The organism is Streptomyces sp. NPDC107538 (assembly GCF_055657445.1).
This window is the reverse complement of sequence record NZ_JBVKAY010000007.1, coordinates 271,873-295,395: the sequence shown is the minus strand read 5'-3', so window position 1 is coordinate 295,395 and position 23,523 is coordinate 271,873. Positions and strand designations below refer to the sequence as shown.

General features: G+C 72.0%; 19 protein-coding genes. 8 read left to right on the top strand and 11 right to left on the bottom strand.

Annotation, left to right across the window (positions count from 1 at the left end; all coding sequences use genetic code 11):
- The first annotated feature begins 21 nt into the window (after window positions 1-21).
- Window positions 22-1,245 carry a 4-hydroxybenzoate 3-monooxygenase gene (locus ACZ7MG_RS25995; protein ID WP_471380926.1) on the top strand — a complete coding sequence of 408 codons (1,224 nt, stop codon included), beginning with the start codon at window positions 22-24 and terminating at the stop codon, window positions 1,243-1,245.
- Window positions 1,246-1,264: 19 nt separating this feature from the next.
- On the opposite strand, the gene ACZ7MG_RS25990 is transcribed toward ACZ7MG_RS25995, so the two are convergent.
- Both ACZ7MG_RS25990 and ACZ7MG_RS25985 read right to left on the bottom strand, forming a co-directional pair.
- Window positions 1,265-4,486, bottom strand: a complete 3,222-nt coding sequence (locus tag ACZ7MG_RS25990; RefSeq protein ID WP_471380924.1) for an amidohydrolase family protein — start codon at window positions 4,484-4,486, stop codon at window positions 1,265-1,267.
- 152 nt (window positions 4,487-4,638) lie between these two features.
- Window positions 4,639-5,130, bottom strand: a complete 492-nt coding sequence (locus ACZ7MG_RS25985; protein WP_471380923.1) for a DUF6328 family protein — start codon at window positions 5,128-5,130, stop codon at window positions 4,639-4,641.
- Window positions 5,131-5,277: 147 nt separating this feature from the next.
- Between ACZ7MG_RS25985 and ACZ7MG_RS25980 the strand changes: the two genes are divergently transcribed.
- Window positions 5,278-7,008 carry a cholesterol oxidase substrate-binding domain-containing protein gene (locus tag ACZ7MG_RS25980; protein WP_471380922.1) on the top strand — a complete coding sequence of 577 codons (1,731 nt, stop codon included), beginning with the start codon at window positions 5,278-5,280 and terminating at the stop codon, window positions 7,006-7,008.
- 27 nt (window positions 7,009-7,035) lie between these two features.
- Here the strand turns inward: ACZ7MG_RS25980 and ACZ7MG_RS25975 are convergent, their stop codons facing one another.
- Window positions 7,036-7,854 (bottom strand): DUF1206 domain-containing protein, encoded by an 819-nt coding sequence (locus ACZ7MG_RS25975; RefSeq protein ID WP_471380921.1) that lies wholly within the window; start codon window positions 7,852-7,854, stop codon window positions 7,036-7,038.
- Window positions 7,854-8,240, bottom strand: coding sequence for a hypothetical protein (locus tag ACZ7MG_RS25970; RefSeq protein ID WP_471380919.1), 387 nt, complete (start codon window positions 8,238-8,240; stop codon window positions 7,854-7,856). The genes ACZ7MG_RS25975 and ACZ7MG_RS25970 overlap by 1 nt, the downstream gene beginning before the upstream one ends.
- A 155-nt stretch (window positions 8,241-8,395) precedes the next feature.
- On the opposite strand from ACZ7MG_RS25970, the gene ACZ7MG_RS25965 reads away from it, so the two are divergent.
- The 5 genes from ACZ7MG_RS25965 (at window position 8,396) to ACZ7MG_RS25945 (ending at window position 13,111) form a co-directional block, all read left to right on the top strand.
- Window positions 8,396-9,319: a MurR/RpiR family transcriptional regulator gene (locus ACZ7MG_RS25965; protein WP_471380918.1), complete on the top strand. Its 924-nt coding sequence runs from the start codon at window positions 8,396-8,398 to the stop codon at window positions 9,317-9,319.
- Window positions 9,320-9,596: 277 nt separating this feature from the next.
- The gene (locus ACZ7MG_RS25960; RefSeq protein WP_471380917.1) at window positions 9,597-9,980 is read left to right on the top strand and encodes a hypothetical protein; all 384 of its coding nucleotides are present in this window, start codon (window positions 9,597-9,599) and stop codon (window positions 9,978-9,980) included.
- 107 nt (window positions 9,981-10,087) lie between these two features.
- Window positions 10,088-10,405, top strand: coding sequence for a DUF1232 domain-containing protein (locus ACZ7MG_RS25955; RefSeq protein ID WP_471380916.1), 318 nt, complete (start codon window positions 10,088-10,090; stop codon window positions 10,403-10,405).
- Window positions 10,406-10,445: 40 nt separating this feature from the next.
- Window positions 10,446-11,825, top strand: coding sequence for a CAP domain-containing protein (locus tag ACZ7MG_RS25950; protein ID WP_471380914.1), 1,380 nt, complete (start codon window positions 10,446-10,448; stop codon window positions 11,823-11,825).
- Between the two features lie 170 nt (window positions 11,826-11,995).
- Window positions 11,996-13,111, top strand: coding sequence for a serine hydrolase domain-containing protein (locus tag ACZ7MG_RS25945; RefSeq protein WP_471380913.1), 1,116 nt, complete (start codon window positions 11,996-11,998; stop codon window positions 13,109-13,111).
- 36 nt (window positions 13,112-13,147) lie between these two features.
- Here the strand turns inward: ACZ7MG_RS25945 and ACZ7MG_RS25940 are convergent, their stop codons facing one another.
- Genes ACZ7MG_RS25940 through ACZ7MG_RS25930 form a run of 3 tightly spaced genes read right to left on the bottom strand, consistent with a single transcriptional unit; the run spans window position 13,148 to window position 17,200 of the window.
- Complete coding sequence (locus ACZ7MG_RS25940) at window positions 13,148-15,508, bottom strand: glycoside hydrolase family 65 protein (RefSeq protein WP_471380911.1); 2,361 nt, start codon at window positions 15,506-15,508, stop codon at window positions 13,148-13,150.
- A complete protein-coding gene (locus ACZ7MG_RS25935; RefSeq protein ID WP_471380910.1) occupies window positions 15,505-16,263 on the bottom strand; it encodes an HAD family hydrolase in 759 nt (252 codons plus the stop codon). Before ACZ7MG_RS25935 ends, ACZ7MG_RS25940 begins: the two co-directional genes overlap by 4 nt.
- Window positions 16,264-16,321: 58 nt before the next feature.
- The gene (locus tag ACZ7MG_RS25930; RefSeq protein WP_471380908.1) at window positions 16,322-17,200 is read right to left on the bottom strand and encodes an ANTAR domain-containing protein; all 879 of its coding nucleotides are present in this window, start codon (window positions 17,198-17,200) and stop codon (window positions 16,322-16,324) included.
- 104 nt (window positions 17,201-17,304) lie between these two features.
- Between ACZ7MG_RS25930 and ACZ7MG_RS25925 the strand changes: the two genes are divergently transcribed.
- Window positions 17,305-18,027: a nucleoside/nucleotide kinase family protein gene (locus tag ACZ7MG_RS25925; protein WP_471380906.1), complete on the top strand. Its 723-nt coding sequence runs from the start codon at window positions 17,305-17,307 to the stop codon at window positions 18,025-18,027.
- Between the two features lie 60 nt (window positions 18,028-18,087).
- On the opposite strand, the gene ACZ7MG_RS25920 is transcribed toward ACZ7MG_RS25925, so the two are convergent.
- From ACZ7MG_RS25920 to ACZ7MG_RS25905, 4 genes are read right to left on the bottom strand one after another with little or no spacing between them, the layout of a single operon-like run.
- On the bottom strand, window positions 18,088-19,923 hold the full coding sequence (locus ACZ7MG_RS25920; RefSeq protein WP_471380904.1) for a hypothetical protein: 1,836 nt from the start codon (window positions 19,921-19,923) through the stop codon (window positions 18,088-18,090).
- A gap of 13 nt (window positions 19,924-19,936) precedes the next feature.
- Window positions 19,937-21,646: a hypothetical protein gene (locus tag ACZ7MG_RS25915; protein WP_471380903.1), complete on the bottom strand. Its 1,710-nt coding sequence runs from the start codon at window positions 21,644-21,646 to the stop codon at window positions 19,937-19,939.
- A gap of 2 nt (window positions 21,647-21,648) precedes the next feature.
- Window positions 21,649-22,551 carry a carbohydrate ABC transporter permease gene (locus tag ACZ7MG_RS25910; protein ID WP_471380901.1) on the bottom strand — a complete coding sequence of 301 codons (903 nt, stop codon included), beginning with the start codon at window positions 22,549-22,551 and terminating at the stop codon, window positions 21,649-21,651.
- Complete coding sequence (locus tag ACZ7MG_RS25905; RefSeq protein WP_471380900.1) at window positions 22,548-23,468, bottom strand: carbohydrate ABC transporter permease; 921 nt, start codon at window positions 23,466-23,468, stop codon at window positions 22,548-22,550. Before ACZ7MG_RS25905 ends, ACZ7MG_RS25910 begins: the two co-directional genes overlap by 4 nt.
- Between the last annotated feature and the right edge of the window lie 55 nt (window positions 23,469-23,523).

Below are 23,523 nucleotides of genomic sequence, written 5' to 3'. Positions count from 1 at the left end.
GCCACCGGGCATAATGCTCCGGTGACCACCCCCACCACCCCCTCGGGCTCCTCCCCGGCCGAGCACGTCCCCGTCGTCATCGTCGGCGCCGGACCCGCCGGGCTCACCGTCGGCAACCTTCTGCGGGCCGCCTCCGTGGACTGTGTGGTGCTGGAGACGGAGAGCCGGGAGTTCATCGAGACCCGGCCCCGCGCCGGGTTCCTGGAGGAGTGGGCGGTGCGGGCGCTGGAGCGGCGCGGGCTGGCCGACCGGCTGATGGAGCGGGCGCCGACCCACACGGAGTTCGAGTTCCGCTTCGCCGGGGAACGGCAGCGGTTCCCGTACACGGAACTCACCGGGCACCACCACTACGTGTACCCGCAGCCGCTGCTGGTGACGGATCTGGTCCGGGAGTACGCGGACGTCCGGGGCGGCGACATCCGCTTCGGTGTGCGCGAGGTGGAGCTGCGCGACCTCGACGGCGAGCGTCCTTCGGTGTCGTACGTGGATCCGGCGACCGGTGAACGGCGGGTGCTGCACTGCGCGTTCGTCGCCGGGTGCGACGGAGCGCGTGGTGTCACGCGGACCGCGCTGCCCGCCGGGCACACCACGGTGGCCCGGCACGACCACGGGGTCGGATGGCTGGCGCTGCTCGCCGAGGCACCGCCGTCGTCCGACTGCGTCGTCCTCGGCGTGCATCCCCGGGGCTTCGCCGGGCACATGGCCCGCAGCCCCGAGATCACCCGCTACTACCTGGAGGTCCCGGCCGGCGACGACCCGGCGAACTGGCCGGACGACCGGGTCTGGTCCGAGCTGCACACCCGCCTCGCGGTGCCCGGCACCCGGCCGCTCACCGAGGGCCCGCTGGTCGAGAAGCGGGTGCTCGACATGCACAACTACGTCACCGAGCCGATGACGTACGGCCGTCTGTACCTGGCCGGTGACGCGGCCCATCTCGTCGCGCCCATCGCCGCGAAGGGCATGAACCTCGCGCTCCATGACGCGCTGCTGCTCGCGGACGCCCTGATCGCGTATCTCGGCAAGGGCGACGACAGCGGGCTGCGCGGCTACTCGGAGGCCTGTCTGCGCCGGGTCTGGCACTACCAGGAGTTCTCGCAGTGGCTGGCGGAGCTGCTGCACGGGCCGTCCTCGGGGGACCCGTTCCGCGCGGGCGCCGCCACCGCCCGGCTCCGCCGTCTCCTCGGCTCCCCCGTCGCCGCGTCGACGTTCGCGGAGCTGTTCATCGGCAAGGACACCGACCACTGAGCACAGCCGCGCGCCCCGGTCAGTGGCCGTCGTGGCAGCACCCGTCCTGGCGCATCAGCCGTCCCACCTCCAGCCAGTCCTCCTCGGTCTCCGCCGCCTTCGTCCGCCGGGCCGTGGGCCGGTACGCGGCCAACAACTCCTCGGTGGTGTAAGGGGTTCCGCCACGCAGGACCGACACGGTGCGGACGAGGTCGGCGAAGTCGGTGAAGGGGTCGCCGTCGACGACGGCCAGATCGGCGAGCTTGCCCGTCTCGACCGTGCCGAGGTCGTCGTCGAGGCCGAAGAGACGGGCCGGGAGGACGGTGGCGGTGCGCAGGGTCTCGGCGGGGCTGAGGCCGCCGTCGTGCAGGGCGCGCAGGGCGAGGTGCAGGAAGAGGCCGACGGGGCCGAGCGGCTGGTCGGTGCCGAGGGCGACGATGCCACCGGCCGCGAGGATCCGCCGGTAGATGTCGGTCTCGGTGCGCAGCGCGGCGAGTTGGGCGGGGGTCGGGGGGATCCCCGCGCCCTGGCGGACGAGGGCGGCGTCCCACGGCGGCATCACGACCGTGACCCGGGGGTCGTCGGCGAGGGAGGGATCGGCGCCCATGAGGGGCGCGGCGGTGAAGGGGGTGGCGATGAGGGAGAAGTCCACGCCCTGCCGGGCGTAGATCTCCACCACGTCCTCGTAGGCCTGCCCGCTCGCGGTGATGGCGTGGCCGAACTCGGCGCGCTGGGTGGCCTGCAGATGGGTCGTCAGGTCCTGGCCCAGCTGGACGCCCGGGGAGAGCAGATGGCCGCCCGTGCGGACGCCGAGGCGTTCGTGGGCGAAGTGGGCGGCCTCGCTCATCACCCAGCCGGGCACCCGCACATAGGTCTTGACGAAGTCCCAGTCGAGGGCCGCCCCGCGCTCCAGGGTGCGCCGCAGCCCCGCTTTCGTCCGGTGGGCACGTCCCATGCTGTACGCGACCCGGGCGCCGTCGAGGAGTTCGCCGGTGGTGAGCAGCCGGGGCCCGGCGAGCCGGCCGGCGTTGACCTCCTCGCGGATGCGGGCCTGTTCGTGGGCGAAGCCGCCGAGGGAGACGGCGGTGGTGACGCCGTAGGTGAGCTGGCCGGTGGCCTGGCGGCTGCCGTAGGTGCTCTGCCAGGGGTGGGTGTGGGTGTCCCACAGGCCGGGGAGCACGGTGTGCGCCGAGGCGTCGATCCGGCGGAGGGCGGCCCGGCGGTTGCCCCGGTGCGGTTCCACGGCGGTGATCCGGCCGTCGCGTACGACGATGTCGACGTCGTCGCGGACCGTGTCGCCGGTGCCGTCCCACAGGCGCCCGGCGTGGACGACGGTGTCGGCGGGTGTGGGGCGGGTGCGGTCGAGCGGCACCCGGACGGTCCGGGCGTGGCCGCCGGAGACGTCGACCAGGCGCAGGCGGGTGCCCGACTGGTAGAGCAGGGTCTTGGAGTCGCCGGACCAGGTGGGGTGGTCGGCGGGTTCGGTGGTGAGGGTGCGCAGTCTGCCGCGCGGGGTGCCGTCGGGGGCAACGGGCAGCAGGCAGAGCGCGGACTCGACGATCACGGCCATCCAGCGGCCGTCGGGCGACCAGACGGGCCCGGAGTCGTACCGGTCGGCGATCGAGGTGTGCGGCGCGACCGGGTACAGCCGGTCGGCGCCGGTGGTGGTGTCGACGACCCGGACGAGGTTGTAGCCCTCGCGGAAGCGGGCGCCGAGACGGTTGCGATCGCACAGTGCGAGGTGGCGGCCGTCGGGCGACCAGCTGGGCCTGCCGGGGAGTCCGCCCCCGCCGAGCGGGGCCACGAGGACACGTTCCTCGCCGCTCGTGAGGTCCCGTACGACGAGCCGTCCGGTCATGTCGAGGCAGGCGAGGCGCCGGCCGTCGGGGGAGAGCGCGGGCATGACCCGGCCGCCGGTCGCGAGGGTGGTCTCCTCGCCGGTGGCCAGATCGTGCCGGTACACGCCGAGGAGCCCGTCGCGGTCGTCGGCGTAGACGAGGGATGCTCCGTCGTGGGCCCAGGCGGGGGCGAGCAGCCAGCGGGTGGGCGGCGACTGCCGCAGCCTCTTCGGCCGTCGTCCGCCCGAAGTACCGGCCAGCCAGAGCGAGTTGAGGGCGGCGAAGGCGATGCTCCGGCCGTCCGGCGAGAGGGCGGGCAGATGGATGCCGCGTACGGGCCGTACCCGCGCCTCCCCGAGGTCGTACTCCTTGACCCGGTAGCGCGGCCGGTCCACCGGGAGCACCGCCTCGAAGGGGATCGCCTCCGGCCGCGCGGGTTCCTCGGGGCGGACGAGGGTGAACCGGCCGTCCAGCGTGAGCAGCAGCTCGCCCGCGGCCGTCCAGCGGGGCGGTACGGGGGCGAGGTCGCCGTCGACCGGGACGGGCTCTCCGGCGACGACGAGGGTGCAGGAGCCGTTCGGGGAGGCGGTGGTGCGCAGGTACGCGAGGCGGCCGTCGGGGGCGAGGGCGGGGGTCATGACCTGGACGGCGGCGGTCTCGGTGTGCTCGACGGTGACCGGGCCGGTGCCGTCGGCGGCCACGGCGGCGACCGTGCGGGCCTCGACGGACGGGGTGGTGCCCGAGGTGACGACCTTGCCGCGCACGAACAGCAGCCGGGTGCCGTCCGGTGACCAGGTGGGGTCGAAGTCCTCCCAGCCGCAGTCCTGGAGGGGGCCGTCCTGGCCGGGGAGGCCGGTGACGCGGGTGATGTCGCCGGTGCGGAGGTCCAGGACGTGGATGCGGTAGGGGCTGCCGCCCGAGGGTGCGCCGGGGTCGCCGCCGCGTTCGGAGCCGAAGGCGATCCGGGTGCCGTCGGGCGACCAGGCCGGTGCGCGGTCGTCCCAGGGGCCGTCGGTGCGCCGTTTCAGGTCGGAGCCGTCGGGGCGCACGGTCCAGATGTGGAAGCCGCCGCCCCGGTAGGCGCAGAACGCGACGAGGGCGCCGTCCGGGGAGTGGGTCGGCCGGTTGGGTTCGAGATCCGCCGGGGTGAGGGGGACCGCCTCGCCGCCGTCGCGCGGCAGGGACCACAGGCCGCTCTGGATCTCGGCGATCAGCGTGTCACCGGCGGGTGCGAGGGTCGCCGAGCCGTTGGTGGCCCGGGTGAAGGTGAGGGAGCGGCCGGTGCCCGGGGTGCCGGACCGGGGCGCCGCGGCGGCGGTCGGTGCCGTGGTGCCGAGGACCGCCGCGGCGCCGGTGGCCCCGGTGGCGGCGAGGAGTTGACGACGGCTCAGGGGCGGGATGCGGCGACTCTGATCACGGTCCATGACACGGCACGCTCGCGCACCACCCGCCCCCTGGGCAACACCGCCATTCACGCCAAAAGGCGCGTCACCCACGGGTGTGACGGCGGCCGGCTTCACGCGCCGGAGCGCGGTGCCGTCCGTCGGCGGCCGGCTTCACGCGCCGGCGCGCGCTGTCAGTCGTCGGCGTGGCGGCGGCGGATCCACGCGGGGAGCACGAACCAGCAGAGCAGGTACCAAAGGACGACGCACCCCACGAGCCAGGGCACGTACTCGTCGTGGGTGGCGACGCGCAGGATCAGCAGCAGCGCCGCCGTCATCGTGGCGAGGAGCAGGATCAGGCCGATGACGGTCAGCCGGCCCGCCCACTGCACGGCGGCCGGTTTGATACGGCGTCCGGCGACGATCCGGTGGAAGGAGACGGGCCCGATCAGGGCTCCGGTGGCGGCGGCGCCGAGGACGACGGTGACGATGTAGATGGTCTGCTCGGTCTGCGGCAGATCGGCGTAACGCGGGGTGAAGACGACGGTGAGCAGGAAGCCGAAGAGGATCTGCACCCCCGTCTGGGCGACCCGCACCTCCTGGATGAGTTCGCTCCAGCGGCGGTCGGCCCGCTCGTCCTCGGTCTCGTCGCGGCCGCGGTCCTGGTTGCCGTGCGCCTGGGTCACGGGTCCTCCCGGTCGGGTCGATGTCCCCCCTCCCTGGATGGTGCCGCACCTCCGGCACCAAGCAATCCCCCACGTTTCGTCACTCACATGAGTGAATCCGATTGGCGCATCGGTCACTTGTGTCAATTCCGGGCCTAGCGTGATCCGGTGACCGACTCCACCGACTCCACCGACTCCTCAGAAACGTCCCGTCGGGGGTTCCTCCTCGGCGCCGCCGCGCTCGCCCTCACCCCGCAGTTCGTCCGCCAGGACCCTGCCGCCGCCGCGGCCGAGCTGCCCGGTTTCCCGGCGGACGTCGAGCTGTACCGGTCGGCGTACCGCAACTGGGGCGGGGAGATCACCGCCTCCGCGCTGTGGGCGTGCGCCCCCGCCGACCCGGAGCAGGTGGTGGCGGTGGTCAACTGGGCCCGGCAGCAGGGCTGGACGGTCCGGCCGCGCGGCTTCTCCCACGGCTGGTCGCCCCTGACGATCACCACCGGCACCGACTCCGGCACACCGGTGATGCTCGTCGACACGACCACCCACCTCACCGGTATGGCACTGGAGTCCACCGGCCCCGCCGCCGTCCGCGTGGGCTCCGGCGCCTCCCTGGAAGCCCTGCTGACCTTCCTGGAGGGCCACGGCCTCGGGGTGACGGCCTGTCCGGCGCCCGGGGACCTCTCGATCGGCGGCGCCCTCGCCGTCGACGCCCACGGCACAGCCGTACCGGCGGCCGGGGAGACCCGGCGGCCCGGTCACACATACGGCTCGCTCAGCAATCTGGTGCTGTCGCTGACGGCGGTGGTGTGGGACGCCGACAGCGGCGCGTACGTGCTGCGGACGTTCACCCGGGACGACGCGGACGGGGCCGCGCTGCTCACCCATGTCGGGCGGGCGCTGGTCACCGAGGTCGTGCTGCGGGTGGGGGCGAACGCCAATCTGCGGTGTGTGAGCCGGACCGACATCCCAGCCGGGGAGCTGTTCGCCGCGCCCGGCGGCGGCGGGCGTACGTTCGCGAGCTTCCTGGACGAGGCGGGGCGGCTGGAGGCGATCTGGTTCGCGTTCACCGAGTTCCCCTGGTTCAAGGTGTGGAGCGTCGAGCCGACCCGCCCGCTCACCTCCCGGCGTGTGACCTCGCCGTACAACTACCCCTTCTCGGACAACGTGCCGACCGTCGTCGCCGACCTCGTCGGGCGGATGGTGTCCGACGCCGCCTGGTATCTGGCGCCGGTGCTGGGCAACGCGCAGCTGACCACGGCCTCGCTGGGGCTGACGACCACGTTCTCGGCGGACATCTGGGGGCCGTCGAAGAACACGCTGCTCTATCTGAAGCCGACCACGCTGCGGGTGACCGCGAACGGGTACGCGGTGCTCACCTCCCGGGACCAAGTGCAGCGCGTGGTCTCGGAGTTCGCCGCGTTCTACCGGGAGCGGCTCACCGCGTACGCGGCCCGGGGGCGCTTCCCCGTCAACGGCTCGGTGGAGATCCGGGTGACCGGCCTCGACGACCCGGCGGACGTCGGGACGGCCGGCGCCCGTGCCCCGCTGTTGTCGGCGCTGCGCCCGCGCGCCGACCGGCCCGACTGGGACACGGCCGTGTGGCTGGACGTGCTGACGCTGCCGGGGACACCGGACACCGAGGCGTTCTTCCGGGAACTGGAGCGCTTCCTGCTCAGCACGTACGACGGCGGCCACGCCCTCACCCGGGTCGAGTGGTCCAAGGGCTGGGGCTACACGGACGAGGCCGCCTGGAGCGACGAGGAGGTCCTCACCACCGTCGTCCCGGCGTCCTTCGACGATGGTGAGGGCCCCGGCTGGGACGACGCCATGGAGATCCTGGACCGGCTCGACCCGCACCGGGTATACGGCAACGCCTTCCTCGACCGACTGTTCCCTTGAGCGAATTCCAGGCCCCTTCAGCGAACCTCAGACGCGGCGCCACCGTGCCATCGCGAAGGAGAACAGCCCGAACAGCACCAGCCCGGCCGCGACGCAGGCCAGCAGCGCCGGGCCCGCGGGGGAGTCGGCGAAGGAGCGGAGGGTGTCGTCGAGGCCCTTGGCCTCGTCCGGTTCGTACTTGATCGCGGCGCGGACGGCGAAGACGCCGGCCGTGGCGAACACCAGGCCGCGCGCGATCCCGCCGACCACGCCGGCCACATCGACGGCCCGGCGCGTCCGCCGGGACATCTCACCGAGCCGCAGATGCTTGTGGTACGAGCGCATCGCGGCCCGTACGCCGATCCACCCGCCCGCGGCGATCACACCGAGGCCCGCCGCGCCCACGAGCCACTGGCCGCCGGGGAGTTCGAGCGCCCGGGCGGTCACGTCCCGGGACTGCTCGTCGCTGGAGCCGCCGCCGCCCGACTCCCCCGCCGCGAACGTCAGCACCGAGTAGGCGACGAAGGCGTAGAAGACGAAGCGCGCGGCGGACGCGAGTCGCTTGGTCCACTTGCGGCCGTCCGCGCCCGCCGCACCGAACACGGCCTCCGAGAGCCGCCACAGTGCCATGCCCACCAGGCCGATGCCCAGGGCCCACAGCATCACCGACCCGAGCGGCTTCTCGGAGATCTCCTCCAGCGCGCCCTGCCGGTCGGCCTGCTCCGAACTGCCGCCGAAGGCGATCTGCAGCGCCAGCGCCCCGACCAGCAGATAGATGACACCGCGTGCGGTCAGCCCGGCGCGTGCCGCGCCTTCCGTCACCGAACCTCGCGCGGCACGGCCACGCCCCACCCCCAGAGTCGTCATCAGCCGCGCCCCTCCCGCCCCTCGACCCGCAGTTGGAGCTGGACCTCCTGGTCACCGGCGTCCACACCGACCTGGCTCACGGTGTACGCCTCCTCCAGGGCCTCTTGCAGCAGCCGGACGGCGGGCGGGCTGCCCTGGACGTCGACCGTGACGGGCGCGGACAGCGGCTCGGGGTGTGCGCCGGCGTCGCTGGGGACGACGGCGGTGTCGTACATGCCGGTCCACATCGTCGGGCGGTCGGTGCCGGTCTCATGGGGCGGGTCGTCGGGGCGCCGGTCGGACTCGAAGTGGGCGCGCAGACAGGCGAAGACGCGTTCGGCGTCCTGGGCGGAGCAGTCGCAGAGCACGACCTCCACCTGGGACACGGGCAGGCTGGGCAGGGTCACGGGCCTTCTCCCTCGTGTGGACGACAGGGTCCGGGCACCCCGGGTACCCCCATGGTGTGCCCGAAACGGGGTTCTCGCAGGTCGCGCGATCGGCCGGGGGCCGCACGGGCCGTGGGCTATGTTGAGTGCTCGTGGGAGACGAAGGAGGCGCGCGGGTGCCATCGCCGCAGCAGGCACGTGCGCAGGCATCAGCGATCACGTCCGGGCGGACCGCGCCGGAGACCGAGCAGTCGCCCACGTCCCGGCTCAGGGAGTTGTTCGACGGCCCCCGGCTCTCTCCCGGGCAGCGGCGGATCGCCCAGTATCTGATCGAGCACATCACCGAGGCCGCGTTCCTGTCGATCACGGACCTCGCGGAGCGGGTCGGCGTGAGCCAGCCCTCGGTGACCCGGTTCGCCGCGGCCGTCGGCTTCAGCGGCTACCCCGCGCTGCGCGAGCGGCTCCAGTCCATCGCGCTCGCCACCCTCGGCAGCGCCCCCGGCCTCTCCGCGGCCGACCGCAGCAACGAACTCCAGGCCGCCGTGGACGCCGAGATCGAGAACCTGGAGAACCTGCGGCGCGACTTCGCCGACCCCGACCAGGTCATCGAGGTCGGCCGCGCCCTGTCCCGCTCGGCGCCGCTGACCGTCCTCGGCCTGAGGATCTCCGGCGCGCTCGCCGAGTACTTCGCGTACGCCGCCCGCCGTATCCACCCCGACGTCCGGCTGGTGACCAAGGGCGGCACGGTCGCCTACGACACGCTGCTGCAGTCCCGGGAGGCGGGCGGCACCTGGGTGCTGGCGTTCTCCATGCCCCGGCACGCGCACGAGACGCTGACCGCGCTGCGGGTCGCCCACGGCGCCGGGCTGAAGGTGGCCCTGGTCACCGACCTGGCGCTCGGGCCGCTCGCGGACGAGGCCGACGCGGTCTTCGCCACCGGCACCGGGTCCCGTCTGGTCTTCGACTCCTACGCCGCGCCCGTGATGATGTCCTCGGCCCTGCTGCAGGCCATGACCGACGCCGACCCCGAGCGCACCCAGGCCCGGCTGGAGGCGTACGAGCAGGTCTCGGAGCAGCATCAGTTCTTCCTGCGGGACTGACCCCGTTCGCCCCATCTGGTCAGGACAGCAGCGGATTATTCATACCTTTCCCGGCATGAATTTTTTCATGTTCTTGCAAACTCATCGGTATATATAAATACTGCTCGCGGATCGTGACCCGGCAGGACTCCGGGTCACGTCGTCCACCCGGGTCCGTCCGCTCCTACCCGCCACGGCGCCCCGGGTGAGGCGGCCCCGGCCATCCCCTATGCCGGGGCCGCCCAGACTCCACCACCGCTGCACCCAATGGCGTCGATGCAAGACCGGAGCGTTGAACATGGCCCTCACCTCCTCGCCCCTCCGCACGGACTGGCCGTGTCAGGTCAAGACACCCGGCAGTTACGACTGGGAGAGGTCCGCGGCCAAGTGGCTGCGCGAGCTGGTGCCGGCCCGTTACGGCAGCTATCCGGCGATGATGCGCCACCCCGTGCTGCTCGCCCGGCACGCCCAGATCCAGGTCCAGCACGAGATCCGCGTCGCCCGCACGGCCCTGCAGACCGCCCGTTCCGAGCTGCCCAGCCTCGGGATGTCCGAGTCGGTCATCGAGCACACCATCAAGATGTACGCCGCCGAGGTCATGCAGCTGAACCACATGGCCCGCTCGATCCGGGCCGTCAGCCAGGCCCTCGTCGACCACAACCTGGCCCGCGCCCCGCACTGACCCGGCCCCCGCCTCCGCGCGCCGCGGTACAAGGCGCGCGCGGAGGGAAGACGATGGGCAGGGCACCAGCCGGGCACCCCGCCCGGCGCTACCGAGGGGCGGGACCGATGGATTCCTGGACGTGGGTGATCGTCGCGATCGCGGTGGTCGGGGCCGCTCTGCTCGGCGCGGCGGTCTGGCTGCTCCTCCGGCTCGTCCGCACCCGCCGCGAACTGAACCGGGCCGGACTCCCCACCGGCCCCAAGTGGGTCTTCTGGGGCGCCGTCCTCTATCTCGTCCTCCCGACCGACCTGGTACCGGACCCGGTCTACCTGGACGACATCGGTGTCCTCCTCCTCGCGCTCAAGACGATGCGCTCCGGCCGGCAGGACGCCCTGGCCGCCGCCGAGCGGCAGGAGGACCCGGGAACCGCCCTGCGGGGGTGAGACGTTGTCGGGCTGACGGTCACTGCGACGGACGGCACCGATGAACGAGCTGGTACCAGGGGGCAACACCCCGCTGCCGGGCGGCACCCTGACGATCAGGGTGCCGGGCCCCTTCGACGTCTCGGCCCTCATCACCGACGACACCGGCAAGGTCCGCGGCGACGCGGACTTCGTCTTCTACAACCAGCCCACGGCCCCGGGCACCCGGCTGACCGGCGACACCCTGACGGTGACCCCGGCCGCCCTCCGCCCGGGCGCCACCCGCCTCACCCTCGCGATCAGCCCGGCCGCCCCCGACACACCATTGGGCCACCTGCCCGCCCCGACCCTCCTCGTCACGACCCCCGACGGCCACCCCCTCACCCGCTTCACCCCACCCCGCCCCACCCGCGAGACGGTACTGCTCTTGGCGGAGCTGTACCGCAAGGGCTCAGCCTGGAAGCTACGGGCCCTGGGCCAGGGCTACGCGGACGGCCTGGCAGGGGTGGCGAGGGACTTCGGAGTAGAGGTACTGGAGGAAGAAACGCCCACACCACCGCCCCTTAAGGGGCGCGGGGCTGTGACATATGCGGCTCCGCCGCGTGGGCGCGACAAGCCCCCACCGACCCGCACCCACCCCACAACCGCGCGACCCCCCACCCCCCACCCCACCCACTACCTCGACCTGATCAACTCCACCCGGGCCACCACCGGTTCCCCACCCGTGACCCTCAACCCGCAGCTCACAACGGCGGCCCAGACCCACGCCACCGCGATGGCCACCCAAGGCCGGCTCGCCACCGAAGGCAAGGACGGGATCTCCGTCTACCAGCGCGTCACCACCACCGGCTACACCTACCTCACCATCGGCGAACACCTGGTCTCCGGCCCCCGCACCCCCGCCGAGTTCGTGGACTACTGCCGCTCCGACCACAAAGCCAACCGCACCCTCCGCGAACCCACCTGGACCGAGACCGGCCTCGGCCACGCCACCGACCCCCGCTCGGGCACCGTCTTCTGGACGGCGCTCTGGGCCCACCCCTTCTCCCCGGCCGGCCTCCACCGGACCGCCACCGAGGTCATCACCCTCACCAACACCGAACGGGCCGGGGCAGGTCTGCCCCCGCTCTCCCCCGACCCCCACCTCACCACCGCCGCCCAGGCGCACAGCGCCGACATGGTGGCGCGGGCCTTCTACGCGCACACCTCCCCCGACGGCGGCGAACCCTGGCACCGCGCGGCGGCGGCCGGCTCCACCCGGCGGTCCATCGGGGAGAACATCGCGTGCGGCCAGCGTTCCGCCGCCGAGGTGGTGCGCGGCTGGATGAACAGCCCCGGGCACCGGGCGAACATCCTCAAACCCGGCTTCACCCATATAGGTATCGGCTTCGTCGGCGGGGGCACGGCCGGCACGTACTGGACCCAGCTCTTCGGCGGCTGAAACCGATCACCGGCGCTGTCCCTCTTTCGAGTAGCTCAACTCACCCTCGCACCTGGCTACTTGACTCTCCGTGATCACTCGACTCCAATGCACCTGTCGATGGCGGCAGTCAGCAGACAGTCCGCAGGCAGTGGGACGACGGGCAACGGGAGACGAATCGGATGGTGCAGATGGTTTCGAGAACGGTGGGCACGGGCGTGGCGACGCTGGGCGCGGTCGTCCTGTCCCTCCTGACGGTCCCCGCCCACGCGGCCCCGGCAGCGGGCCCCGATACGACCGAGCTGCGAAAAACGCTGCGCACGGCGCTGACGCAGGGAGCGCCGGGCGCGTTCGCGAGGATCGACGACAACGGCAAGGTGCACCACCTGGCGGAGGGTGTCGCCGACCGGTCCACCAAGCGGGCCCTCGGCACCGGCGACCGTATCCGGGTCGGCAGCGTCACCAAGACGTTCACGGCGGTGGTCCTGCTGCAGCTGGTCGACGAGGGCAAGGTCAAGCTCGACACCTCGGTCAACACGTATCTGCCGGGGCTGCTGCCCGACAAGAAGATCACCGTGCGCCATGTGCTGAGCCACCGCAGCGGGCTGTACGACTACGCCAACACCCTCTTCTCCCCCAGCGTGGCCGGGTTCGAGAACGTGCGGAACAGGGTGTTCACCTACCGTCAGCTGATGGACCTGTCGCTCGCCAAGCCGCTGACCAACAAGCCGGGGGCGTCCTACGCGTACTCGAACGCCAACTTCGTGGTCGCGGGCATGCTGATCGAGAAGCTCACCAAGAAGTCGGTGGCGACGGAGTACCAGAACCGGATCATCAAGCCGCTGAAGCTGGCCGACACGTTCTACGTGCACCCGAAGAACACGATCCCCGGCAAGTTCTCCCGCGGCTACATGACAGCCGACTCCACCGGCAAGAAGCTCGACTCGACACTGCAGACGACGTCGTGGGCGCAGAGCGCGGGGGCCCTGGTGTCCAGCGCGAAGGACCTGAACAAGTTCATGTCCGCGCTGGTGCAGGGGAAGCTGACCTCGGCGGCGCAGCTGAAGGAGATGCTGAAGTGGACACCGGTGAACAGCACCCAGGCGTACGGGCTGGGGCTGCGCCGGCGTGATCTGTCGTGCGGGGCCTCGGTGTACGGGCACACGGGGACCGTGCAGGGCTACTACACCTGGGCGTTCACCTCGAAGACCGGCAAGCGCAGTGTGACGTCGTTCGCGAACACCTCCAACAACGGCACGGTGTACGCGACCGTCAACCGCACGCTGGAGTCCGCGTTCTGCGGCTGACGGCCGCGTACGGCACGTCGTCGACCGCCCGGCGTCTCAGCGCGTCCGCCCGCGGGGGCGGCCGGGACGCCGGTGCGGGGGCTGTTCCGGCGCCGGGCCGGGCGGTTTCGCGGCCGGGATGTCCAGGCGCCGGGGTTTGTCGCCGTGGAGGGTGACCGGCTCGCCGTGGTGGTGGATCGTCAGGGAGTCGCCGGAGAGCAGTCGGTAGGTGGCGTGCCGGGGGGTGATCTCCACGCGCAGACAGGTGTCGAGCAGCCCGATCCGGAAGGTGAGGCCGCTCAGGCGCTCGGGGAGGCGGGGTGCGAAGCCGACGGTGGTGCCGTGGTGGCGCATACCGCCGAAGCCCGCGACGAGCGCCGTCCAGGTGCCGGCGAGGGAGGCGATGTGGAGGCCGTCGCGGGTGTTGTGCTCCAGGTCCGCGAGATCCATGAGCGCCGTCTCGGTCAGATAGGCGTGGGCGAGGTCGAGATGGCCGACCTGGGCGGCGATGACGGCCTGGCAGCAGGCGGAGAGTGAGGAGTCGCGGACGGTGAGCGGCTCGTAGTAGGCGAAGTCGCGGGCCACCTGGTCGTCGTCGAAGCGGTCGCCGCACTTGTACAGCGCGAGGATCAGGTCCGCCTGCTTGACGACCTGTTTGCGGTAGAGGTCGAAGTAGGGGAAGTGCAGCATCAGCGGGTACTGGTCGGGCCCGGTGTCCTCGAAGTCCCAGCGCTGGTGGCGGGTGAACCCGGCGTGCTGTTCGTGGACGCCCAGTTCGTGGTCGTAGGGGATGTACATGGCCCGGGCGGCGTCGCGCCAGGCCGCGCTCTCCTCGTCGTCCACGCCCAGGTGCTCCGCCCGGTCGGGGTGGCGTTCGACGGCGTCGGCGGCGGCCAGCAGGTTTCCGCGGGCCATGAGGTTGGTGTACGTGTTGTCGTCGACGACGGCGCTGTACTCGTCCGGGCCGGTCACCCCGTCGATGTGGAAGGCGCCGTGGTGGTCGTGGTGGCCGAGGGAGCGCCAGAGCCGGGCGGTCTCCACGAGGAGTTCGACGCCGGTGTCACGTTCGAAGGCGGTGTCGCCGGTGGCGGCGACATGGCGGACCACGGCGTCGGCGACGGCGGCGTTGACGTGAAAGGCGGCCGTACCGGCGGGCCAGTACGCGGAGCGTTCCGAGCCGTCGATGGTCCGCCAGGGGAACGCGGCGCCTTTCAGGCCGAGTTGGGCCGCGCGGTCGCGGGCGGCGGGCAAGGTGTTCTGGCGCCAGCGGAGCGCCTCGGTGACCGCGCCGGGCGCGGTGTGGGTGAGCAGCGGCAGGACGAAGGTCTCGGTGTCCCAGAAGGCGTGACCGTCGTAGCCGGAGCCGGTGAGCCCCTTGGCGGGGATCGCGCGCTCCTCGGCACGGGCGCCCGCCTGGAGGACGTGGAACAGGGCGAACCGTACGGCCTGCTGGATCTCCTCGTCGCCGTCGACCTCGACGTCGGCGCGGGCCCAGAAGTCGTCGAGGCAGGACCGCTGTTCGTCGACGAGGCCCTGCCAGCCGCCGTACGCGGCGGCGGAGAGGGCCGCGTCGACCTGGTCGCCGACGGCGGGCAGCGAACGGGTGCCCGACCAGCCGTAGGCGACGGTCTTCTCCATCCGCAGCCGTTCGCCGGGCCTCAGGACGGTGGTGGCGGTGAGGCGGGCGACGTCGTCCCTGCTCTCCGCGTCGGTGGTGATCTCGCCGGGTCCGGTGACGACATGGTCGGCGGCGGCGCCCACGCGCAGACCGCTGCGCCGGGTGCGGTGCACGAGCCGGAGCCGCGTCCCGTCCGCGAAGTGCTCCTCCGGCTCCAGCGGTGACTCCAGGGCGACGGCCGCCCGTGGGTCGCCCTTGCGTTCGGGCAGTTGCTCGTTGGCGACCAGTTCCGACTGGACGACGATCCGGGCCTCGCTGTCGACGGCCTCGACCTCGTAGGCGACGGCGGCGATCGCCCGCTGCGTGAACGACACCAGACGGGTGGAGCTGACCCGTACGGTCGTCCCGGCCGGGGAGGTCCACTCGCAGCTGCGGCGCAGCACGCCCGCGCGGAGGTCCAGGACGCGTTCGTGGGAGTGGAGGCGGCCGTAGCGCAGGTCGAAGGGTTCGTCGTCGACGAGCAGGCGGAGGAGCTTGCCGTTGGTGACGTCGATGACCGTCTGCCCGGACTCGGGGTAGCCGTAGCCGGCCTCCGCGTACGGCAGCGGGTGGAGTTCGTGGACGCCGTTGAGGTAGCTGCCGGGCAGTCCGTGCGGTTCGCCCTCGTCGAGGTTGCCGCGCCAGCCGATGTGCCCGTTGGCCAGGGCGAACACCGATTCGCTCTGCGGCAGGACGTCGAGCTGGAGGCCCTGTTCGCGCAGCGCCCAGGGTTCGACGCCGTACGAGCGGTGGGTGATCACGCCCAGTCCCCCAGTTCCGTCAGGTCGGGTACGACGATGTCGGCGCCGTGGGCGCGCAAAGCATCCGCCTGGCCGACGCGGTCGAGGCCGACGACGTGGCCGAAGTGGCCCGCGCGTCCGGCGTCCATGCCGGCGAGGGCGTCCTCGAAGACGGCGGCGTCGGCGGGTGCGACACCGAGGTCGTGGGCGGCGGCGAGGAAGGTGTCGGGGCGTGGTTTGCCCGGCAGCCGGCGTTCGGCGGCCACCACTCCGTCGATCCGTACGTCGAAGAAGTGCTCGGCGTCGATCGAGCGCAGCACGTCACGGCAGTTGGCGCTGGCGGAGACGACGGCGGTGCGCAGACCGTGGGCGCGGACCTGGTCGAGGTAGCGCAGGGTGCCGTCGTAGGCCTCGACTCCGTCGGTGCGGATCAGGTCCAGCAGGATGTCGTTCTTGCGGTTGCCGAGGCCGTGCACGGTGGGAGCGTCGGGCGGGTCGTCGGGGGCGCCCTCGGGGAGGTGGATGTCGCGGGAGGCGAGGAAGGTGCGGACGCCGTCGGCGCGGGGGCGGCCGTCGACGTACTCGGCGTAGTCGGCCGACGGGTCGAAGGGGCGGAAGGCGTCGCCGTCGCGGCGGCGCAGGAACTCGTCGAACGCACGCCGCCACGCGGCGGCGTGCACCACGGCTGTTTTGGTGACGACCCCGTCGAGGTCGAAGAGACAGGCGCGGATCCGTTCGGGCAGGCCGAGTTGGGTCAGGTGGGTCGTCTTCGTCATGGGGTGGGGGTTCCCCGCGCGGCCGAAGTCAGTGTGCCCGGCGGGTAAGAACCCGCTCTCACCGTCGGCTGATGCTGCCGCCGCCGTGGGCGCGGCCGAGGGTGTGCAGGTGTTCCAGGGCGTCGAGGACCACGGTCCGGTCGTACCAGGCGAGCCACTCGCCGGTTTCCGCGCCCACCACGGTCAACGCCTTCAGCTGGGCGCGTGTCAGCCCCCGCGACGGGCGTTCGAAGTGGGCCGACACCATGCCCACGCACAGTCCGGAGGACGTGGTGAGCGGCACGCTGTGGCAGGCGCGGCTGCCCGCGTGCAGGATCGCCGAGCGGGCGTCCTCGGTGAACACCGGGTCCGTGGCCACGTCCTGGACGGTGACCTGGGCGACCTCCCGCGCGGCCTTGGCGCAGGAGGTGCCCTCGTCGCCGACGTGGGCGAAGAAGTCGACGAAGTCCGCCGGGTGTCCCGTGTGGCGTTCGATGCGCAGTCCGCCCTCGGCCCGGTCGGCGATCTGGACGTTGCCCATGCCGGTGCCGGTGACGGCGAGGGTCTGGCTGAGGACGGCGGTCAGGATCTCGCTCCGGTTGCCGCGTCCGACCCGGCCGCGGAGTGCCTTCTCGAAGCTGAGGGGCGGCTCCGCGAGCCGGGCCCGGCCGGGGAACCACAGGGTGCTCCGGCCGTCGGGGCGCGGCGCGCTCACCGCCGCCTCGGCGAGGGCGCGCAGCTTGACGTTGTACTGCTGCGAGGCCCGCTGGAGCAGCGCGAACGCGGTCTCGGCGTCCGGCAGGGCGTAGCGTTCCCGCAGCATGCCCTGGGCCTGGGCGATCAGCGGGCGGCCCTCCATACGGGTGCGCAGCTGCCGCACCTCGGCGCGCAGCCGCGCGATTTCCTCCCGTGTCGCCGCGCTGTCGCCGTCCGGCTCCGGCCAGGGTCTGTCTCTCATCAGGTACCTTCCGCCTGTTCACCCCGACCCCGCTCCGGTCGGCAGCAGAGGTCGTCTGCCCGGTCCGTGCCCGAGTACGCCGGATCGGGGCTACCGTCGTCCGCATGTCGCTGACCTTCGACGATCTGCTGCACCGGGCCGCCGCGCTGGTCCGCCCCGGGCGCCGGGCCCTCCTCGGTGTCACCGGGAGCCCCGGTGCGGGGAAGACCACCCTGGCCGAGGGGTTGACCCGGGCCCTCAACGGCGACGGCGAGCCGTGGGTCGCCCATGTCCCCATGGACGGCTTCCATCTCGCCGACGTGGAGCTGGACCGGCTGGGGCGCCGGGATCGCAAGGGGGCGCCGGACACGTTCGACGTGGCGGGGTACGCGGCGTTGCTGGGGCGGTTGCGGGGTGCCGGGGAGGACGGCGCGGACGGCGGTGAGGACGACGTCGTGTACGCGCCCGGCTTCGAACGTGTCCTGGAGCAGGCTGTCGCGGGGGTGATTCCGGTGCCGCGCTCCGTCCGGCTGGTCGTCACCGAGGGGAACTATCTGCTGGTGGACGAGGGGCCCTGGCGGCGGGTGCGGGCCCGTCTCGACGAGGTGTGGTTCTGCGAGCTGGACGAGGCGGAACGGGTACGGCGGCTCGTCGCCCGGCACGAGGAGTTCGGCAAGGGGCATGAGGCGGCGGTCGCCTGGGTTCAGCGGACCGATCAGCGCAACGCGGAGTTGGTGGCGTCGACGAGGGGGTTCGCGGATCTGGTGGTGCCGGGGGTGGCGATGCCGGGGGGCGCGATGCCGGGGGTGGAGTCACCGACGGCCGGTCTGCGGGCACCCGGGGGCTGAGGCCCACCCGTGCCGCCGCCCCAGCGGCACGATTGCCCGCAGCTACGGCTACGGCTACGGCTACGACAGGCTCAGGGTCAGGGTCGGTTCGCCCTGCTCGTCGCCGGTGGGGGTGCCGATGACCGCGGTGAAGGCCTCCGTGCGGATTCTCAGGCCGTCCGTGACGTGGGCGAATGTGGGGTCGAAGAGGTCGCCGGAGCCGCCGTAGCGGACGGCGAAGACGTTCAGGTCGGCCGGTGCGCCCGGGGCGGGGGTCGCCTCGATGGCCGTGGAGGCGATCAGGTGGGACCAGCCCTCGTCGGGGTTGCCGTAGCCGCGGGGGTCGGCGGCGAGGGCGAAGGCGGCGAGTTCCTGGGTGGTGTCGGCGCGGGCGTCGAAGTACTCCGGGCCCTCGCCGGCCGGGTGGGTCAGCCACAGGTCGCCCGCGGAGGCCACCTCGGCGTCCGCGATCCGGCGCAGCCCCGCGGCGTCGTCCGCCACGTACGGCAGGCCGGCCAGCAGATACGGCTCGCCGGGGAGGCGTTCGACGGCGACCGTGGTCCACAGGCGGGTGCCGTCGGTGACGTACAGGGACCGCACGTGCCGCAGGACGTGGTCGCGGGTGACGACCGGCTTGGTGACCAGCTTGGCCCGGAGGCCGTCGGCCCGGGCGTCCCGGACGCGGACCTCGCCCATGGGACGGCAGAGCAGGAAACCGTCGATGACCGGGCCGAAGCCGTGCTGGCGGTTGACGGCTGCGGGCAGGAAGTACGTGCCGTCGGCCTCGACGAGGGACGGGGTCATCCTGGAGTCGAAGGCGACCGAGACCCCGCCGGAGCGCAGTTGGTGCCGGACCGGTTCGGTGGACGGGGTGCGGTGCCAGGGCGTGGTGTCCTGGATCTGCCAGACCAGCATCCACGCGAAGTGGCCGTCGACCCCGCCGTCCTGCTTGACCGCGTGCCGGCCCCAGCGGGTGTCGCCCCGGTAGCGGCCGAGGTCGGCGCCGACGCGGTGGCCGAAGTAGCGCAGGCCGAGCACCGATTCGAAGCCGGAGTGCTGCTCGCTGTAGCGGGGGCCGCCGCAGTCGAAGCCGCCGGTGGTGAGGCGGGCATCGAGGTAGCGGGCGACCGTCTCCCCGTCCTCGGCGAAGATCGCCTCGCCGCTGATCCGGTGGGCCTGGGCGAGGAAGGACAGGGAGATCGGGCCGTAGTTGTTGTCCCACGCGCCGCCGTGCTCCGGCGGGAGCAGGGCGCCCCGGTCGCGTACCCGGTGGGCGCGGATCTCCTCGGTGTACAGCTCCAGCGCCCGCTCGCGGACCGGCTCCCGTTCCCCGGTGGGCAGATGGTGCGCCAGCATCAGACCGCCGACCACACAGCCGATCGCCTGGTTGCCGGCCTCCTGCGGATTGAAGAAGGTCGCCTCGGTCAGCCAGCGCCAGTATCCGCGTGCCACGTCGAGGAGCCGGAGGCGCGCCTCGTCCTCGACGAGGCCGTCCGCGAGGTCCAGCACGTCGACCGCCTGGAGCAGCGCCCACACCGTGCTCGGCCAGTCGCCGATGGGGTGGGCGCCCGCCGCCAAGGTGTAACGGGCGTACGGAAGGCCGGAGTCGCGCACCTTCAGGTTCGGGTAGCCGGGGTTGTCCTCGGTGTACACCCGCTCCCGCAGATGGAAGGCGAGGCTGCGGTTCACGGCCTCCGGGAGCCTCGGGTCCTTGCCGCGCTGCCAGTCGAGCGCCAGCAGGGAGGTGATGCCGAGGGAGGTGTCGCCGATGTCGTCGACGCAGTCGGGGTGTTCGAGGTTGCCCTCGGGCGTGAGGCGCGCGAGGGCCTGCTCGGTGACATCGGCGAGCACGGCGTCGTACGCCTCCGGGGTGTCCGGCAGGTCGTGCAGCGAACCGAGCTGGCGTGGGAGGTGCACGGCGATCAATCCTTCATGCCTGAGAGGTGGCGCGCAGTGTGAGGGTCAGTGTCTGCGGTCCGTGCCCACCGAGGTAGACGCGGTTCCCGGTCGTCGCGTCGGTGCCGCCGGCCACGGTGTAGTCCTGCCCCGGGTCGTAGCGCAGTACGTCGCTCCGGTCCGGTCCGGCGAGCGGTTCGCCCGTCTGTACGCCGGCCTCGACCCGGATCTCGTCGTCACCGACCCGGTAGGTCATCGGCCCGGTCGTCAGGCACCAGCGTCCCTCGCCGATCGGTACCGCGCCCTCCGGTACGCCGCCCGGCCGGAAGGTCAGTTCGAGGGCCCAGGGCACCCGTGGTCCGCTGATGTCGATCCGCAGGTCGGCGCCGTCCTCCCGGAGATCCACGTCGACGCGGGTCGTGTGGGAGACCTCGTCCCGGGGCCGGTCCTGGAAGGCCATCGAGGCCGAGAAGCGTCCGTCGTCCACCAGCCGGTAGGCGCCGTCGTCCCGCCTCTCGTCCTTCGGCAGCGGCTGGTAGTAGGCGGCCGTGAGGGTCTCGGTGAGCCGGTAGCGGTTCTCGGCGGGCTGCTCCATGTCGGCGGCGCGGAACGGGCCCAGGTCGAAGAACCCCCGCGAGAGCCGGACGGCGTCGAGGACCGCGTCGCCGGCGAGCAGACGTAGGAAGGTGGGGTTGCAGGCGAGTCCCGAGCGGATGCGCCGGTGCCGGGGCACGTCGGAGCCGCCGTACACCACCGTGTGCGCGGTGGCCGAGGCGTGTGCGGCGAGGCGTGCGGTGGTGAGGTACCGGGCGCGCGGAAGGGTCTCCGCCGCCGACTCCGGTAGGACGCGGCACAGGTCCGGGGTGAGGAGGGTCTGGGCGAGCAGGTCGGGGTCGTCGATGCCGCCGGCGGCCGCCAGGCGGGCCGCGCGGGCGAAGTCGCCCCGGCCGGTGCGGATCGCGAGCAGCCGGTAGTGCGGCAGGTAGGGCGCGAGCGGGAACGGGTGGTACTGGTCCTGCCGTCGCGAGTGGAGGGTCTCCACCGTGCCGTCCGGTCGGATCAGGTCCAGGGTGGTGGTGAGATTGCGTGCGACGGCGTCCAGCAGGTCGGCGCGGCCGAGCACCTCGGCCAGGAGCAGCAGCGACGGGTTGGACACATGGGCCGCGTAGTTGGCGCTGCGTTCCGAGTACAGGCCCTCCGCGTCGATGTCGACGCCCTCGGCGAGCCATTCCCCGACGCGGTCGAGCAGCCGGGCGTCGGGGAACGACCGGTGCAGACGGGCGAGCGCCGCACTCAGCTCCCAGCGGTGGTTCGGGGTGTGTACGCCACCGGTCAGGAGACCGGCAGTGGCGGCGTCGGCGATGTCGGCGAGCGCGGCCGTGACCTCGCGCAGTTCGGGCCCCGCGGCGGCGGCGAGGACGTGCGCGTCGCACACGTCGTTGACGGTGAACGCGGAGTCCGGCGGGGACTGCACGTTGTCGCCGCCGGCGAAGAGACCGGTGGTGGTCTGCGCGGCCTGGAGGGCCCGGAGGTGGGTCAGCGCGGCCGTCACGGCCCGCCCGCTGCCGTGCAGTTCCGAGTCCGCCGAACGGTACGCCGCGACCAGGGTCTTCACCCGGAACGCCAGACCACGGTGCGGCACACCGGCGGGTTCCTCGTCGGGGCGGGCCGCGAGCGGGGCGGCCGTCCGGTCGGCGGCGTGGGCCGCCGAACGGACGAACGCGTGGTCGAGCGGGGTGGACAAGGTCAGTCCTTCAGTCCGGCGTTGATGTCGGCGTTCATGACGTACTTCTGGAACACCAGGAAGACGACGATCAGCGGGATCATGGAGATGACCGAACCGCCGAGCAGCACCGACCAGTTGATGTTCTGCGCGCCGACGAGGCTCTGGATGCCGATCTGCACCGTGAACTTCTCGGGGTCGTTCAGCATCAGCAGCGGCCAGATGTAGTCGTTCCACCTCCACTGGAACGACAGGATGGCGAGCGTCAGCATGATGGGCCGGGAGAGCGGCACCATGATCCGCAGGAAGATCGACAGCTCTTTCGCGCCGTCGATGCGGGCGGCCTCGATCAGTTCGTCGGGGACCGTCAGGAAGAACTGGCGGAACATGAAGCAGCCGGTCGCGGTCAGCAGGGCCGGGAGGATGATGCCGGAGAGCGAGTTGTAGAAGCCGAGGTCGCGGACCACCAGGAACAGCGGGGCGAGCATGACCTCGGCGGGCAGCATCGTGGTGGCCAGGATGCAGAGGAAGAAGCCCTTCAGCCATTTGTTGTCGTACTTGGCCAGCGCGTACCCGGTGCAGCAGCTGACCCCCACCGTGAGGATCGTCGCGATCACGCACACGATGATCGTGTTGATGAAGTACCCGGAGAAGTTGGCGCTCGCCCACGCCTCCTTGTAACCCGAGATGGTGGGGTCGTCCGGGAACACCGTCAGCGGAAGGGAGAACAGGTCGCCCGCCGGTTTGAAGGAGCTGAGGACGAACCACAGCACCGGGATCCCGTAGAGGCCCGCCAGGACCCACAGCAGAGTCGTCGGGGCGATCGCGCGCCGAAGTCCGCCGGTCGCCGAGCCGCGCGACCGCTTCCTGGGGACGGCCCGCACGGAGCCGGCGTCGACCTTGCGCACTGTGTCTGTGGTTGTCATCGGTTCTCCACCCGCCTGTTGACCATCATCTGGATGATCGCGACGGCCATCAGAATGAGCATGAGCACGAACGACGCGGCGCTCGCGTAGCCGATCTGGCCCGACTTGAACCCCGTCTGGTAGATGTACTGGACCAGCAGGTTGTTCGACGTTCCGGGTCCGCCGTTGTTGAGGGAGGCGAACACCGCGTATTCCTTCATCGCGTGGATCGTGTTGAGCAGGATGACGATGAAGGACGTGGGGGCGATGCTCGGCAGGGTGATGCTGAAGAACTGGCGCCAGGGACCGGCGCCGTCGAGCGCGGCCGCCTCGTAGTACGACGTCGGTACGTTCTTGATCGCCGCGATGAACAGCAGCATGGAGAAGCCCGTCCAGGCCCAGGCCGCCGCCACCACGACCACGAGCAGGGACAGGTCCGCGTTCGACTGCCAGGGAACGGCGCTGCCGCCGACCTTCTCGATGAAGTAGTTGACCAGTCCGAAGTTCTCACCGAACATCCAGCGCCACAGGACACCCACGATGATGGGCGACAGCAGCCACGGGATGAAGAAGAAGATGCGGGCGACCGACGCGCCCTTGGCGTGCTTGCTCACCAGCACGTTGGCGATGAGCAGCGACAACACGAAGTTCAGCGGAACGAAGAGCACGGTGTACAGCAGCGTGCGGCTCGTCGCGTCGTAGAAGGTCGAGTCCCCGAGCAGCTTCTGGTAGTTGTCCAGTCCGATGAACTGGAACGACCCCACGCCCGTGTAGTTCGTGAAGGAGTAGACGAGCCCGATCACCGCCGGCCAGACGAAGAACAGCGCGAAGAGCACGACATTGCCCGCGATGAGGACGAGCGGCGCGAGGGTGTACTTGCTGCGTCTCCTGGGCGGGCTCACGGACACGTCCGAAGCGTCCGGGGCGCGTTTTGTCATCTTCCTGACTCCGTGCTGGTGGAATGGGTTCCGGTGGGCTCAGGCCATGAGCCCG